At 68.2% G+C, this 14260-nt stretch carries 15 protein-coding genes and 1 pseudogene; 11 read left to right on the forward strand and 5 right to left on the reverse strand.

Features of this window, described 5'->3' with window-relative positions:
• A pseudogene (locus E4L96_RS08945) lies at window positions 1–225 on the reverse strand (hypothetical protein); the annotation flags it as partial.
• A 251-nt stretch (window positions 226–476) separates the two neighbouring features.
• The gene (locus tag E4L96_RS08950) at window positions 477–1463 is read right to left on the reverse strand and encodes a serine/threonine protein kinase (RefSeq protein WP_135206870.1); all 987 of its coding nucleotides are present in this window, start codon (window positions 1461–1463) and stop codon (window positions 477–479) included.
• A 61-nt stretch (window positions 1464–1524) separates the two neighbouring features.
• Here E4L96_RS08950 and E4L96_RS08955 point away from each other — a divergent pair, with 61 nt between their 5' ends.
• The 4 genes from E4L96_RS08955 (at window position 1525) to E4L96_RS08970 (ending at window position 3491) form a co-directional block, all read left to right on the forward strand.
• Window positions 1525–2214 carry a UPF0149 family protein gene (locus tag E4L96_RS08955; protein ID WP_135206871.1) on the forward strand — a complete coding sequence of 230 codons (690 nt, stop codon included), beginning with the start codon at window positions 1525–1527 and terminating at the stop codon, window positions 2212–2214.
• A gap of 76 nt (window positions 2215–2290) precedes the next feature.
• Entirely contained in the window at window positions 2291–2740 is a 450-nt protein-coding gene (locus tag E4L96_RS08960; protein WP_135206872.1) for an SRPBCC family protein, read from the forward strand.
• Complete coding sequence (locus E4L96_RS08965) at window positions 2727–3062, forward strand: ArsR/SmtB family transcription factor (protein WP_135206873.1); 336 nt, start codon at window positions 2727–2729, stop codon at window positions 3060–3062. The genes E4L96_RS08960 and E4L96_RS08965 overlap by 14 nt, the downstream gene beginning before the upstream one ends.
• A gap of 12 nt (window positions 3063–3074) precedes the next feature.
• Entirely contained in the window at window positions 3075–3491 is a 417-nt protein-coding gene (locus tag E4L96_RS08970; RefSeq protein WP_135206874.1) for a VOC family protein, read from the forward strand.
• Between the two features lie 9 nt (window positions 3492–3500).
• Here the strand turns inward: E4L96_RS08970 and E4L96_RS08975 are convergent, their stop codons facing one another.
• On the reverse strand, window positions 3501–4658 hold the full coding sequence (locus E4L96_RS08975; RefSeq protein ID WP_229414331.1) for an HPP family protein: 1158 nt from the start codon (window positions 4656–4658) through the stop codon (window positions 3501–3503).
• A 356-nt stretch (window positions 4659–5014) separates the two neighbouring features.
• Between E4L96_RS08975 and E4L96_RS08980 the strand changes: the two genes are divergently transcribed.
• Complete coding sequence (locus tag E4L96_RS08980; protein ID WP_167758642.1) at window positions 5015–5995, forward strand: MBL fold metallo-hydrolase; 981 nt, start codon at window positions 5015–5017, stop codon at window positions 5993–5995.
• Here E4L96_RS08980 and trxC read toward each other — a convergent pair.
• Together trxC and orn are read right to left on the reverse strand one after the other, a co-directional pair.
• A complete protein-coding gene (gene trxC, locus E4L96_RS08985; protein WP_135206876.1) occupies window positions 5992–6432 on the reverse strand; it encodes a thioredoxin TrxC in 441 nt (146 codons plus the stop codon). The genes E4L96_RS08980 and trxC overlap by 4 nt on opposite strands.
• 21 nt (window positions 6433–6453) lie before the next feature.
• Window positions 6454–7044, reverse strand: a complete 591-nt coding sequence (gene orn, locus E4L96_RS08990; protein WP_135206877.1) for an oligoribonuclease — start codon at window positions 7042–7044, stop codon at window positions 6454–6456.
• Window positions 7045–7110: 66 nt separating this feature from the next.
• Between orn and E4L96_RS08995 the strand changes: the two genes are divergently transcribed.
• From E4L96_RS08995 to E4L96_RS09020, 6 genes are all read left to right on the forward strand, one after another.
• Window positions 7111–8370 carry a M48 family metallopeptidase gene (locus E4L96_RS08995; RefSeq protein WP_135206878.1) on the forward strand — a complete coding sequence of 420 codons (1260 nt, stop codon included), beginning with the start codon at window positions 7111–7113 and terminating at the stop codon, window positions 8368–8370.
• Window positions 8367–8699, forward strand: a complete 333-nt coding sequence (locus tag E4L96_RS09000) for a 4a-hydroxytetrahydrobiopterin dehydratase (RefSeq protein WP_135206879.1) — start codon at window positions 8367–8369, stop codon at window positions 8697–8699. The genes E4L96_RS08995 and E4L96_RS09000 overlap by 4 nt, the downstream gene beginning before the upstream one ends.
• The gene (gene rsgA, locus E4L96_RS09005; protein ID WP_135206880.1) at window positions 8696–9655 is read left to right on the forward strand and encodes a ribosome small subunit-dependent GTPase A; all 960 of its coding nucleotides are present in this window, start codon (window positions 8696–8698) and stop codon (window positions 9653–9655) included. The genes E4L96_RS09000 and rsgA overlap by 4 nt, the downstream gene beginning before the upstream one ends.
• Window positions 9656–9931: 276 nt before the next feature.
• On the forward strand, window positions 9932–10870 hold the full coding sequence (argF, locus tag E4L96_RS09010; RefSeq protein ID WP_135206881.1) for an ornithine carbamoyltransferase: 939 nt from the start codon (window positions 9932–9934) through the stop codon (window positions 10868–10870).
• Window positions 10871–10873: 3 nt separating this feature from the next.
• Window positions 10874–12103, forward strand: a complete 1230-nt coding sequence (locus E4L96_RS09015; RefSeq protein ID WP_135206882.1) for an argininosuccinate synthase — start codon at window positions 10874–10876, stop codon at window positions 12101–12103.
• Window positions 12104–12254: 151 nt separating this feature from the next.
• Window positions 12255–14069 (forward strand): methyl-accepting chemotaxis protein, encoded by a 1815-nt coding sequence (locus E4L96_RS09020; protein WP_135206883.1) that lies wholly within the window; start codon window positions 12255–12257, stop codon window positions 14067–14069.
• Window positions 14070–14260: the final 191 nt, after the last annotated feature.

Genomic DNA, 14260 nt, shown 5'->3' on the forward strand with positions numbered 1-14260 from the left:
ATCGAGGGCGGCGCGCTCCTCGGCCAGGGCGCGGGCCCGCGCTTCGGCGGAGGCGCGGCTCTCGGCGGCGCAGGATGCCTTCGCTTCGGCCTCGACCCGGGCGATCGCTTCGCGGATATCGGACAAGCCCACGCGGGTGGTGGCCGGAGCGGCAGCGTCAGCGGCGGGCGCGGAGAGGGTCAGGTCGTCGGAGGTGTCCATGGCGGGCGAGGAGTGAGGGAGCATGCCGACGATTATCGGCCTCCCCGCGCGCGGGCCGGGCGGTGAGCAAAGGGGGAAAAGGCCGCTTATTCAGCTCTTTCCTACAGCTCTAGGGCGGGGTACGTCCCCGGCGTACAGGTGTAGGAATTGTCGGCGCGAGGCGCGGGGCGGACGAATCCTACGCTTGTCAGGCGGGGTACGTCCCCGGCGTACAGGGGTAGGAATCGGCGCAGGGGCGCGACAGCGGATTCCGAGCAAGGACGGAGTTGGCGGAATTACAGCGGCCAGAGCGGGGGCTCGTCCATCGCGCCGATCTGCTCGCGCAGCTCGAGGATGCGCTCTTCCCAATAGCGTTGGGTGTTGAACCAGGGGAAGGCGGCCGGGAAGGCGGGGTCGTCCCAGCGGCGCGCCAGCCAGGCCGAGTAGTAGACCAGGCGCAGCGTGCGCAGCGCTTCCAGCAGGTACAGCTGGCGCGGGGCGAAGTCGCAGAAGGCTTCGTAGCCGGCCAGCAGGTCGCCCAGCTGGCGCAGCATGTCGCGGCGGTCGCCGGACAGCAGCATCCACAGGTCCTGCAGCGGCGGGCCCATGCGGGCGTCGTCGAAGTCGACGAAGTGCGGGCCGGCATCGGTCCACAGGACGTTGCCGGCATGGCAATCGCCGTGCAGGCGGATGGCGCCGATGTCGCCGGCGCGCTCCCAGCAGCGGGCCACGCCGTCCAGGGCCTGGTCGACCGCGGCGGTGTAGGGAGCGACCAGCTCGGGCGGCAGCCAGGCGCCGGCCAGCAGGAAGTCGCGCGCCTCGCGTCCGTAGGTGTCGGGGTCCAGCGTCGGGCGTTCGGTGAAGGCCGCCTGCGCGCCCACCGCGTGGATGCGGCCGATGAAGCGGCCGATCCATTCCAGGGTCAGCGGATCGTCCAGTTCCGGCGCCCGCCCGCCGCGCCGCGCGAACACGGCAAAGCGGAAGCCGCCGAATTCGTGCAGCGTCTGCCCATGGATCACCTGGGCGGGCACGGCCGGAATCTCGGCCTCTGCCAGCGCCTGCGCGAAGGCGTGCTCTTCGAGAATGGCGGCGTTGGTCCAGCGCCCCGGCCGGTAGAACTTGGCCACCACCGGCGGGCCCTCTTCCATGCCCACCTGGTACACCCGGTTCTCGTAGCTGTTCAGCGCCAGCAGCCGCCCGTCCCCGCGCAGGCCGACGGCCTCGAGCGCATCGAGGACACAGTCGGGCGAGAGGGCGGAAAAGGGATGGGGCTGGGCGTTCATCCTGTCATTGTACGGCGCGGTGCGGTAAACTGTCCGTTTGCTTCCCCTTCCCCGCCCCGCCATGCACCTCGACCAGCCCCTCTCCGACAAAGAATTCGACTCCCTCGACCAGTTCCTGCTGTCCGGCCGCTGCCCCGAGGACGCGATGACCATGGACATGCTGCACGGCTACCTGACCGCCATCGCGATCGGCCCCGAGACCGTGCTGCCCGCCGAGTGGCTGCCGCGCGTGTGGGGCGAGGACCCGCAGCAGGGCCCGAAGTTCACCACGCCCAAGGAGGAGGAGCGCATCGTTAACCTGATCATGCGCTTCATGAACGAGATCCTGATCACCTTCGAGGTTGCGCCCAAGGATTACGAGCCGCTGTTCGTCGAGCGCGAGCACGAGGGCGAGATGCTGATCGACGCCGAGTCCTGGTGCTGGGGCTTCCAGGAAGGCCTGGAGCTGCGCGCCGATGCCTGGAGCGTGCTCTACGACTCGGACCAGGCCGACCTGATGCGCCCGATCGACCTGCTGGGCGCCGATGAGATCGAAGAAGCCGACCTGCCGCTGGTCGAGGACCCGGTCAGCGCGCACAAGCTGGCGCTGGAAGTCGAGGCCAACGTGCCGCTGATCCACCGCTTCTGGCTGCCACGCCGCAAGGCACCGGTCGAGACCGTCAAGCGCGACGAGCCCAAAGTCGGCCGCAACGACGACTGCCCCTGCGGAAGCGGACGCAAGTACAAGAAGTGCCACGGCGCGGAGAACTGATCGCCGCGTGATATGCAACCTTTTGGTTGCATATTCTTCGCAGGCGGCTTAATATGCAACCAGGAGGTTGCATATCATGAGCACAGACCGCATCGAAAAAAGCATCGACCTGAAAGCCGCGCCCGCCCGGGTGTGGCGCGCCCTGTCCGACCACGAGGAATTCGGCACCTGGTTCCGCGTCAAGCTGGACGGGCCGTTTCGCGTGGGCGAGGTGTCCACCGGCCACATCACCTACCCCGGCTATGAGCACTGCCGCTGGACGGCGGTCGTGACGGCCATCGAGCCGGAACGGCGGCTGGCTTTCACCTGGCATCCCTACGCCGTCGAGCCGGACTATGACTACGCCAGCGAGCCGCAAACCACGGTCGAATTCACGCTGGAGCCGCACGGCAGCGGGACCCGGCTGACGGTGGTCGAGTCCGGCTTCGACGCCCTGCCCGAGGCGCGCCGCTTCACCGCCCTGCGCATGAACGAAGGCGGCTGGACCATTCAAATGCAGAACATTTCCGACCATGTCGACCGCTGACCTGACCAGCCGCGCGCGTCAGGCGGCCGTGTTCGCGGCGCTGGGCGACCCGACCCGCCTGTACCTGCTGGACCGGCTGGTGGTCGGGCCCGCGCTGTCCATCGCCGAGCTGACCGAGGGCGCCGACCTCACCCGCCAGGCCGTCACCAAGCACCTGCACGCGCTGGAAGAAGTGCAGCTGGTGAAGAGCATGCGGGCCGGCCGCGCCACCCTGTACGAGGCGGACGCGGCGCGCCTGCGCGAAGCGCGCGCCTATCTCGACTTCGTGGCCGGCCAGTGGGACGACGCCCTGGCCCGGCTGGCCGCGCACGTGGATTCCTGAGGAGACCTGCCCATGGCACACGCGCTTCATCCCTTTTTGATGTTCCCCGGCGGCGGCCCCGCGCAGGCCGAGGAGGCGCTGACCTTCTACGTCAGCCTGTTCCCGGGCGCGCGCATCGTCGCGCTGCAACGCTGGGGCGCGGACGGCCCCGGCGGCGCGGCGCGCGCAGGCAGCGTGATGCTGGCGGCGTGCGAGCTGGCCGGGCAGACGGTGTACGCCAGCGACAGCCCCATTCAGCACGCGTTCGGCTTCACGCCGTCGCAGTCGCTGTACGTGAAATGCGAGGACGAGGCCGAACTGCGGCGGCTGGCCGACGCGCTGGGCCAGGGCGGCCTCGCGCTGATGCCGGTCGGGGACTACGGATTCTCGCGCCTGTTCGGGTGGGTGCAGGACCGCTTCGGCGTGTCCTGGCAGTTGACGCTGGAGTGAGTCTGCGGCTCAGGCGGCGGCCGGCTCCGCGAGGCGGTGCTCATAGACCGCCGCCAGCACGTCCGACTGCGTGACCAGGCCGGCGAAGCGGCCGTCCGCCTCCAGCACCGGCAGGTGGTGATACCCGGTGTTGGCCATCATCGGCACCAGTTCCGCCATCGGCAGATCGGCGCGCACGCTGCGCACCTGACGGGTCATGACATCGGCCACGGTGCGGCCCGGCCCTTGGAAGGGGGCGCGCAGCATCGCCTTCAGGCGGCCGCGGCCGGTGCCGTAGGCATCCAGGGTGCGGTCGCGCAGCAGGTCGCTCTGGACCACGATGCCAACCAGATGGCGGCGCGCATCCAGCACCGGCAGCGCGTGCACGCGGTGCGCGCGCATCTCTAGCCAGGCCTCGGCCAGCGAGGTGTCGGCGCGGACGGTGACCACATCGGTGGACATGATGTCGCGGCACGACGCCGGCCCGAAGCGGCGCGCGTAGGCTTGCGCCTCCGCCGCCAGGAACAGTTCGGCGAGATCGTCCGCGCTCACATCCAGCACCTGGCCGTAGCGGCGCAGCACCGCATCGAGGTCGCCCGCCGTGAAGCCGAGGCGCGCCGTGGGTGCCGGATCCCTGGTCGCATGCGCGCCCAACAGCACGGGCAGGACCCGATGCGGATAGCGCCGCCCCAGCGCCCGGTTATAGACGAGCGCAGCGGCCGCCAGCAGCCCCGACTGCAGCAGCACCGGCGCCAGCACGAAGCCATACCCGGCCGCATGCACGGCCGACCCGCCGACCACCGTGGTCAGCGCCACCGCGCCCGAGGGCGGATGCAGGCAGCGCAGCGGAAACATGAGTGCAATGGCGAGCGCCACCGCAACGGGCGCCGCCACCGCCACGGGGAGCCAGAGCGCGCACGTCACACCGACGAGGCTGGCGACCAGGTTGCCGCCGACAATCGACCACGGCTGCGCGAGCGGACTGGCCGGCACGCAGAACAGCAGCACCGCCGACGCCCCCATGGGCGCAATCAGCATCGACCCGGCCGCCCCGAAGTGCGCCAGCGCCGGCCCCGCCAGTAGCAGGGTGACCGCCAGCCCGACGAGCGCCCCCATCACCCCGCGCATCTGTTCAGTGCGCGACACGGTTCCAGGGCTCGGCAGGAAGGACAGCAACCAGCGCTTCACGGTGTCACTCGGCAATCGGGAAAAGGCGCATTTTACCAGCAACTTTTGCGCAGTGCAGCATCACCCTCCCTTGCGCTCTCTCAGATGGGGTCAGGCCTCCCCGCTTCCGGCTGGGGTCAGGCCCCACCTTACCGAGCGGCAACAGCGTAGAGTGAGATATCTGTGGATAATCTGTGGACAAGTGGCTGGGGTCAGGCCTCACTGGGAAAGTGAGGCCTGACCCCGGGGTTGAGGCGGCCCAAGACGGCGCTCTTCAGTTGACCTTCAGGGTTGACAGTTATACTTGCGTGTGCCGGAGGCCCATGCGGGGGGGCCACCGGTTCCCGCCATCGCGGCCCCGCGCCAGAAAGGACTCCATGCGGCTCGCCCTCCTCCTCACCCTCCTCCTGACCGCCCACCTGGGCCGCGCCGCCGCGCCCCTCGGCCAGGTCGCGCCTCCGGCGGTGTTCCGCTTCCACCTCGGGACGGCCGAGGTCACGGTCTTGAACGATGGGTCCATGCCCATTGCGGCGGGGGACGACATGCGCCACGCCACGCCCCAGCAGGTGCGCCAGGCCCTCACCGCGGCATTCCTGACCAGCCCGGTCGAGACGAGCCATAACGCCTTCCTGATCAACACCGGGGCCCGCCTGCTGCTCGTCGATGCCGGCGGCGGCGACCTGGTGCCCACGCTCGGCCGCCTGGAGGCCAATCTGCGCGCGGCCGGCCACACGCCCGAGCAGGTGGACGCCATCTACATCACCCATATGCACGGCGATCACATTGGCGGCCTCACCCAGCAGGGGCGGCGCCTGTATCCGAATGCGACCGTGTTCGTCAACCGGCGCGAAGCGGAGCACTGGCTCGATCCCGCCGAGGAGGCCCGCGCCGCGCCGCAGCGCCGCGAGCTGTACCAGACGGCGCGGGCCCGCCTGGCGCCCTACCAGGCCGCACGGAAGTTCCAGACCTTCGAGGGCGACATGGCTTTCGAAGGCGGCCTGCGTGCCATCGCCGGCCACGGCCATACCCCGGGCCACACCGCGTACGTCCTGCAGGCCGGCGGCAAGCGCCTGCTGCTGATCGGCGACCAGATCCACCTGGGCGCCCTGCAATTCCCCTACCCTCAAGCGACCATCCGCTACGACTATGTCCCGGCGGCCGCGCAAGCCGAACGGCGCCGCAGCCTGGAGGACGCCGCCGACCACTGCGCCTTGGTCGCGGGCGCCCACTTGCCCTTTCCCGGCGTCGGCCATGTGCGGCGCGCGGGCCAGGGCTTTGCTTTCGTGCCGCTCGCCTACAGCCCGACCGGCCAGCCCGTGGCCTGCCCGACCGCCGCGCCGGCTGGCACCAGCCCCTAGAGTCCGGCGGCGCGCCGGGTCCAGGCGACGATGTTGCCGGTGTCCATGGCGCCGGGCTGGCGGGCGAGTTCGCGGCCGGCGCGGAACAGCGCGAGAGTCGGGATGCTGCGGATGGCGTAGCGGGCGCCCAGGGCGGGTACGGCTTCGGTGTCCACCTTCAGCAGGCGCACCTGCGGCTCCAGGCGTGCAGCGGCCTGGGCATACGCGGGCGCCATCATGCGGCAAGGGCCGCACCACGGGGCCCAGAAGTCGACCAGCACGGGGATGTCGTTGCGCGTAAGGTGCTTCTCGAAGCGGGCCGCGTCCACTTCCAGCGGGGCCCCGGTGAACAGGGCTTTGCTGCACCGCCCACAGGTCGGCGCATCGGCCAGCCGGGCGGCGGCCAGGCGGTTGACCGCATCGCAGTGCGGACAAACGATGTGCAGCGGATCAGTCATGACTCACCTCTCAAGCGCCCCTCAATCGAGCTTGATGAAATGCTCGCGGTAATACTTCAGCTCCTCGACCGACTCCAGGATGTCCGCCAGCGCCGTGTGCTTCTGGTGTTTCTTGAACCCGGACGCCAGCGCCGGCTTCCAGCGCCGGCACAGCTCCTTCAAGGTCGACACGTCCAGGTTCCGGTAATGGAAGAACGCCTCCAGCTTCGGCATCCCGCGCGCCATGAAGCGGCGGTCCTGGCAGATGGTGTTCCCGCACATCGGGCTCTTCCCCGCCGGCACGAAATTCTTCAGGAAGGCGATCAGCGCCGTCTCCGCATCCGCCTCGGTCACGGTCGACGCCTTGACGCGGTCGATCAGCCCCGAGCGCCCGTGCGTGCCCTTGTTCCACGCGTCCATGCCGTCCAGCACCGCGTCGCTCTGGTGAATCGCGAACACCGGCCCCTCGGCCAGCACGTTCAGGTGCATGTCCGTCACCACCACCGCCACCTCGATGATCTTGTCGGTGTCCGGATCGAGCCCGGTCATCTCCATGTCCACCCACACCAGGTTGAACTCGTTCGGGGCGTGCGCCGGGGCGCTGGGGACGGGGGTATCGGTCGCTTGTGACATAATTCGAAGTCTCTCGTGGTAGCCAGATCAAAGATCGCAAAGGCGCCATTTTCTCACAGGCTCAGCATGGATTCACTCAGCTTCTCGGTTTTGTTCGCCACCGTCTTCCTGGCCACCCTGGCCCTGCGCTTCTGGCTGGCCCAGCGCCACATCCGGCACGTGCGCGCCCATCGCGATGCGGTCCCGGCCGAATTCGCCGCCACCATCCCGCTCGCCGCCCACCAGAAGGCGGCCGACTACACGGTTGCGCGCACCCGCTTCGGCCTCACCCACATGTTCTACAGCGGCGTGATACTGATCGGCTTCACCCTGCTCGGCGGCCTGCAGGCGCTGTCGCAGGCGCTGCAGGGCGTGGCCGGGCATGGGATGCTATATCAGATGCTGCTGGTCGTGGCGTTCGCCTGCATCTCGGGCCTGCTGGACCTGCCGTTCGACTACGTGCGCCAGTTCCGCCTGGAGGAGCGCTTCGGCTTCAACAAGATGACGCCCGGCCTGTTCTTCGCGGACCAGGTCAAGGGCGTGCTGGTCGGCGCCCTGCTCGGCCTGCCACTGCTGTGGGTCGTGCTGACCCTGATGTCCCAGACCGGCCCGCTATGGTGGCTGTACGCCTGGCTGGTGTGGAGCGGCTTCCAGCTGCTGGTGATGGTGCTCTACCCGACCGTCATCGCGCCGCTGTTCAACAAATTCACCCCGCTCGCGGACGACGCGCTGAAGACCCGGATCGAAGGGCTGATGGCGCGCGTCGGCTTCGCCTCCAAGGGGCTGTTCGTGATGGACGGCTCCAAGCGCAGCGCGCACGGCAACGCCTACTTCTCCGGCTTCGGCAGCAACAAGCGGATCGTGTTCTTCGACACCTTGCTGGCGCGCCTGGCGCCGCAGGAGATCGAGGCGGTGCTGGCGCACGAACTCGGTCACTTCAAGCTGCGCCACATCGTCAAGCGCATCGCACTGATGTTCGCGCTGTCGCTGGGCCTGCTGGCACTGCTCGGCTGGCTCAAGGGGCAGGCGTGGTTCTACGTGGGCCTCGGCGTCGAGCCCATCCTCAACGGCAGCAACGACGCGCTGGCGCTGATCCTGTTCATGCTGGTGCTGCCGGTGTTCACTTTCGTGCTCTCGCCATTGAGCTCGCTGTCCTCGCGCAAGCACGAGTTCGAGGCGGATGCCTTCGCCGCCACCCACACCAAGGCCGCCGACCTGGTCTCCGCCCTGGTCAAGATGTACGAGGACAACGCCTCGACCCTGACGCCCGACCCGCTGCACTCGGCCTTCTACGATTCGCACCCGCCGGCCTCGGTGCGCATCCGCCAGCTGGGAGTGGCCGCGTGAATCTCCTCGAGCAAAAATGCGCCCACAGTGCGGAGGCCCTGCCGGAAGCGGATATCACCGCCCTCCTGCCCCAGGTGGCGGGCTTTGCGGTCCACGGCGGCGTGCTGTGCCGCGACTTTGCCTTCGCCGACTATGACGAAACCCTCGCCTTCGTCAACGCGCTGGCCTGGATGGTGCGCCAGGAAGACCACCACCCCGAGCTGACCGTCACCTACAAGAACTGCATCGTGAAGTGGCAGACCCACTCGGCGGGCAACGCGCTGACCCTGAACGACTTCATCTGCGCGGCCAAGGCCAACGCGCTGTACGCGCAGCGGTGCGGCGCATGAGCCGCGCGCCAGGCGCGAAGGGCCAGGGCGGCCAGCCGGTTGCCGGCACCGGCGGGGCGCTGCACGCGCTCATCATCGCCGCCCACGGCCGCCACTACCTGGCCGAGTCCGAAGCCGACGGCGCGCGCCTCCAATGCGTCACCCGCGGCAAAAAATCCAACGTGGCGGTCGGCGACCGCGTGCGTGTCGTGCGCACCTCGGCCGACCAGGCCGTGATCGAACAGATCGAGGACCGCGCCACCCTGCTCTACCGCTCGGACCAGTACAAGAGCAAGCTGCTGGCCGCCAACGTCACCCGCCTGTTCATCGTGGTGGCGACCGAGCCGTCCTTCGCGGACGATCTGGTCTCCCGCTCGCTGGTCGCCGCCGAGGCGGCCGGGGTCGACGCCCACCTCATCCTCAACAAGACCGACGTGGCCGAGCAGCTGCCGCGCGCCCGCGAGCGCGCCGGCGTGTACGCCGCGATCGGCTACCCGGTGCACGAGGTGTCGGCGCGCGCGCATCCCGAAGAAACGGTGGCGGCGCTGACGCCGCTGCTGGCCGGCCAGTCGTCCATCTTCATCGGCCAGTCCGGCATGGGCAAGTCCTCGCTGATCAACCTGCTGGTGCCGGATGCCGACATCGCCACCCGCGAGATCTCCGCGGCGCTGGACACCGGCAAGCACACCACCACTTTCACCCGCCTGTACCACCTGCCGGAAGAGCGTGGCGGCGGCACGGTGATCGATTCGCCCGGCTTCCAGGAGTTCGGCCTCTACCACCTGTCCGAAGGCCAGCTGGAGCGCGCCTTCCGCGAGTTCGGCCCGCACCTTGGCGGCTGCAAGTTCTACAACTGCCGCCACCTGGCCGAGCCGCAATGCGCGGTGCTGCAGGCGGTCGAGGCCGGCCAGATCGCCCGCATGCGCCACCAGCTCTACGGCCAGCTGCTGCACGAATCGGCCCAAACCTTGTACTGACCCTCGTAGGAATCGGCGTAGCAGCCTCAGCTGAACATTCCACACCGGGGACGTACCCCGGCGTACAGCTGTAGGAATCGTCGTAGCGGTCCCAGCTGAACATTCCACACCGGGGACGTACCCCGGCGTACAAGGGTAGGAAAGGCGGTAGCGGGCGGAACAGCGGCAGCGCCCGCGCCGGGCGTAAAACCCGTATAATTGACCGGATAACACACCGCCCATCCGCACGCGTGCACCCTTGCGCGCTATTTGCGTTTGAACGCCGCACTTGTCTATATGACTTCCACATCGAACCCCACGGCCAAGCCGATCAAGCACTTCCTCCAGTTCTCCGACTTCACCCGCGCGGAATTCGAATACGTGATCGAACGCGCCAGCGTCATCAAGCGCAAGTTCAAGAACTACGAGGTGTACCACCCGCTGGTCGACCGCACCCTGGTCATGGTCTTCGAAAAGAACTCCACCCGCACCCGCCTCTCCTTCGAAGCCGGCATGCACCAGCTGGGCGGCGCGGCCATCTACCTGAACACGCGCGACTCGCAGCTGGGCCGCGGCGAACCGGTCGAGGACGCCGGCCAGGTCATGTCCCGCATGTGCGACATCATCATGGTGCGCACCTTCGGCCAGGAGATCATCGAGCGCTTCGCGGCCCACTCGCGCGTCCCGGTCATCAACGGCCTGACCAACGAGCACCACCCCTGCCAGGTGCTGGCCGACATCTACACCTACTGGGAGCACCGCGGCTCCATCACCGGCAAGACCGTGGCCTGGGTCGGCGACGCCAACAACATGCTGTACTCCTGGCTGCAGGCGGCCGAAGTGTTCGGCTTCCACCTGAACGTGTCCACGCCCAAGGGCTACGACATGGATATGAGCCTGGTGCAGACCGATCGCTACACCTTCTTCGAGAACCCCTCCGACGCCTGCGCGGGCGCGGACCTGGTCAACACCGACGTCTGGACCAGCATGGGCTACGAGAAGGAAAACGCGGAGCGCATCAAGGCCTTCGCGGGCTTCATGGTCGACGACGAGAAAATGGCGCGCGCCCACAAGGATGCGCTGTTCATGCACTGCCTGCCCGCCCACCGCGGCGAGGAAGTGGCGGCCTCGGTGATCGATGGCCCGCAGTCGGTGGTCTGGGACGAAGCGGAAAACCGCCTGCACGTGCAGAAGGCCCTGATCGAATACCTCTTACTTGGACAACTGGAAAACTGAACCATGAGCGACATTCAAAAAGTCGTCCTCGCCTATTCGGGCGGCCTGGACACCTCCGTCATCCTGAAATGGCTGCAGGACCACTACCACTGCGAGATCGTCACCTTCACCGCGGACCTGGGCCAGGGTGAAGAGCTGGAGCCGGCCCGCGCCAAGGCGCTCAAGTTCGGCATCAAGCCGGAAAACATCTTCATCGACGACGTGCGCGAGGAATTCGTGCGCGACTTCGTGTTCCCGATGTTCCGCGCCAACACCGTATACGAAGGCGAATACCTGCTGGGCACCTCGATTGCCCGTCCGCTGATCGCCAAGCGCCTGATCGAGATCGCCAACCAGACCGGCGCCGACGCCATCTCGCACGGCGCCACCGGCAAGGGCAACGACCAGGTCCGCTTCGAGCTGGGCGCGTACGCGCTCAAGCCGGACGTCAAGATCATCGCCCCGTGGCGCGAGTGGGACCTGCTGTCCCGCGAGAAGCTGCTCAAGTACGCGGAAGACGCGGGCATCGACATCGACATGAAGCACAAGAACGGCGGCGCGCCCTACTCGATGGACGCCAACCTGCTGCACATCTCCTTCGAAGGCCGCCACCTGGAGAACCCGGAAGCGGAAGCCGAAGAGGCCATGTGGCGCTGGACCGTGAGCCCGGAAGCGGCCCCGGACGAAGCCGAGTACCTGGACCTCGAATTCGAGCAGGGCGACATCGTCGGCCTGAACGGCAAGCGCCTGTCCCCGGCCGCCGTGCTGACCGAGCTGAACCGCCTGGGCGGCAAGCACGGCATCGGCCGCCTGGACCTGGTCGAGAACCGCTACGTCGGCATGAAGTCGCGCGGCTGCTACGAGACCCCGGGCGGCACCATCATGCTGCGCGCCCACCGCGCGATCGAGTCGATCACCCTGGACCGCGAAGTGGCGCACCTGAAGGACGACCTGATGCCGCGCTACGCCTCGATGATCTACAACGGCTACTGGTGGTCGCCGGAGCGCCGCGCCCTGCAGGTGCTGATCGACCACACCCAGCAGAGCGTGAACGGCTGGGTGCGCGTGAAGCTGTACAAGGGCAACGTCATCGTGGTGGCCCGCGATTCGAAGACCGATTCGCTGTTCGACAAGAACATCGCCACCTTCGACGAAGACGGCGGCGCCTACAACCAGGCGGATGCGGGCGGCTTCATCAAGCTGAACGCGCTGCGCATGCGCATCGCCGCGGTGGCGCGCGCCAAGCGCAAGTAAATACGGGCGGGCTCCGAGCCCGCCCCACAGCATCGCCAAGCGCCCTCCGGGGCGCTTTTTCTTTTCCAGCCCCCTGGACACCGCCTGTCTTGCGGCGCACTCCGCCGCAAAAATGTTACATTTGGCCTACCTGTTATTTTCCGGAGAGCCCATGTTCCAGGACCTCAGCATCCGCCGCAAACTTCATTTCGGTTTTGGCGCCGCCGCCGTGATCCTCGTCCTGCTGCTCGGGTCCGCCTACAGCAACTTCCAGCAGCTCTCCAAGGCCAACAGCTGGAACCTCCACACCATGGAGGTGCTGCTGGAGACCAACCGGATCACCACCTCGCTGCTGCAAGTCCAGGCCTCGGTGCGCGGCTTCGTGCTGACCGGCGACGAACGCCTGCTCACCACCCTCGACGCCGAACGCGATGCCGCCCACGCCCACCTGCGCCGCGCCCTCGCCCTCACCAGCGACAATGCCAACCAGCAGGACCGCCTTCGCCGCCTCAGCCCGGTCGTGGAAGGCTGGCTCAACGAGGTGGTCGTGACCCAGATCGCGGACCGCCGTAGCCAGACCAGGCGCGGCGTGGTGCCCACGCAATCCGTGATCGACGCCGAGATCGCACGCGGCGCCCGCACCCTGGCCACAGTGCGCTCGCTCATCGACGAGATCGCGGCCGAGGAGACCCGCCTGCTGGAGCAGCGCAAGGCCACCTCGTTCGAACTCGACAATCGCCAGCAGCTGCTGCTGACGGTGGGCGGCGCGGCTGCGCTGTTCGGCGCGCTGGCCATCATGCTGGCGCTGTCGCGCGCCGTCACCGGCCCCCTGGCGAGCCTGATGCAGGCCTCGCGCGCGCTGGCCGAAGGCAACGAAACCGCCCGCGCCAAGGTCGAGGCCCGCGACGAGCTGGGGCAGTTGGCCACCGAATTCAACCGCATGGCGGATGTGGTGCAGCAATCGCGTGCCAACGAGCGCGCCCAGACCGCGGCCTTGCAGGAGGGCGTCGACACCCTGCTGGCGGCGGTCTCGCGCGCCACCTCGGGCGACCTCACCGCACAGGTCACCGTGAAGGGCGACGATGCCATCGGCCGCCTCGGCGCGGGCCTGCAGAGCATGTTCGAGGCGCTGCGCACGCTGGTCGCCATGGTGCAGAAGGCCGGCATCCAGGTGACCACCTCGGCCACCGAGATCGCCGCCTCGGCCAAGCAGCAGGAGGCGACCGGCGTCGAACAGGCCCAGACCACAGTGGAGGTGCTGGCGACCACCCGCGAAATTTCGGCCAACACCCAGCAGCTGCTGCATGCGATGCAGGAGGCGACCCAGGTGGCCGACTACACGACCCAGGTCACGGCCGGGGCGCAAGACAATTTGAACCGCATGGACGCGACCATGGCGCGCATGGTGGCCGCCACCGACAGCATCAGCGGCAAGCTGGCTACCCTGTCGGACAAGGCGGCCAACATCAACGCCGTGCTGACCACCATCACCAAGGTCGCGGACCAGACCAACATCCTGTCGCTGAATGCCGCCATCGAGGCCGAGAAGGCGGGCGAGGCCGGGCGTGGGTTCGCGGTGGTGGCCACCGAGATCCGGCGCCTGGCGGACCAGACCTCGGTATCGACCTGGGACATCGAGCAGATGCTCAAGGAAATGCAGTCGGCGGTGGCAGCCAGCGTGATGGGCATGGACAAGTTTGCGGAAGAAATCCGGCGCAGCACGGACGAGGTGCGGGCGGTGTCGGGACAGCTCGCGGGGGTCATCGACCAGGTCGCCAAATTGCCAGGGCAGTTCGACCTGGTGCTGCAGGGGATGCAGTCGCAGGCCGTCGGTGCGCAGCAGATCACCGAGACCATGAACCAGCTGTCGGAGGCGGCGCAGCAGACGGTCGACTCGCTCAAGGCGACCAGCGAAGCCGTGCACCAGCTGCAGTTCGCCGCGCGCGACTTGCAGACCTCCGTCGCCAACTTCGCGCTGGCCGCCTGACGAGGCTTTTCAGATGCAGCCGGTACCGCCCCCGTCCTCAGCCGCTGCCGCCGCGCCCGGCCAAGGAGCCGGCCCGCAAGCAGCAGGCGTAGCCGGTGCGTCGCGCGCCACTGCCGTTGCCGGGCAGGCCGGGACCGCGGACACGCTGCAAGTGCTCGTCGTGCAGCTCGGCGAGGCGCGGTTTGCGCTGC

This window comes from Zemynaea arenosa (genome assembly GCF_004614185.1).
Classification (GTDB): domain Bacteria; phylum Pseudomonadota; class Gammaproteobacteria; order Burkholderiales; family Burkholderiaceae_D; genus Telluria; species Telluria arenosa.

Bases quoted from the DNA above. Each gene is read 5' to 3' on its own strand.
- trxC (WP_135206876.1), bottom strand. From the start codon at position 6,432: ATGACTGATCCGCTGCACATCGTTTGTCCGCACTGCGATGCGGTCAAC.
- E4L96_RS08980 (WP_167758642.1), top strand. From the start codon at position 5,015: ATGCGGCTCGCCCTCCTCCTCACCCTCCTCCTGACCGCCCACCTGGGC.
- E4L96_RS09020 (WP_135206883.1), top strand. From the start codon at position 12,255: ATGTTCCAGGACCTCAGCATCCGCCGCAAACTTCATTTCGGTTTTGGC.
- E4L96_RS08970 (WP_135206874.1), top strand. From the start codon at position 3,075: ATGGCACACGCGCTTCATCCCTTTTTGATGTTCCCCGGCGGCGGCCCC.
- E4L96_RS08995 (WP_135206878.1), top strand. From the start codon at position 7,111: ATGGATTCACTCAGCTTCTCGGTTTTGTTCGCCACCGTCTTCCTGGCC.
- E4L96_RS08955 (WP_135206871.1), top strand. From the start codon at position 1,525: ATGCACCTCGACCAGCCCCTCTCCGACAAAGAATTCGACTCCCTCGAC.
- argF (WP_135206881.1), top strand. From the start codon at position 9,932: ATGACTTCCACATCGAACCCCACGGCCAAGCCGATCAAGCACTTCCTC.
- E4L96_RS08950 (WP_135206870.1), bottom strand. From the start codon at position 1,463: ATGAACGCCCAGCCCCATCCCTTTTCCGCCCTCTCGCCCGACTGTGTC.
- E4L96_RS08960 (WP_135206872.1), top strand. From the start codon at position 2,291: ATGAGCACAGACCGCATCGAAAAAAGCATCGACCTGAAAGCCGCGCCC.
- orn (WP_135206877.1), bottom strand. From the start codon at position 7,044: ATGTCACAAGCGACCGATACCCCCGTCCCCAGCGCCCCGGCGCACGCC.
- rsgA (WP_135206880.1), top strand. From the start codon at position 8,696: ATGAGCCGCGCGCCAGGCGCGAAGGGCCAGGGCGGCCAGCCGGTTGCC.
- E4L96_RS09015 (WP_135206882.1), top strand. From the start codon at position 10,874: ATGAGCGACATTCAAAAAGTCGTCCTCGCCTATTCGGGCGGCCTGGAC.
- E4L96_RS08965 (WP_135206873.1), top strand. From the start codon at position 2,727: ATGTCGACCGCTGACCTGACCAGCCGCGCGCGTCAGGCGGCCGTGTTC.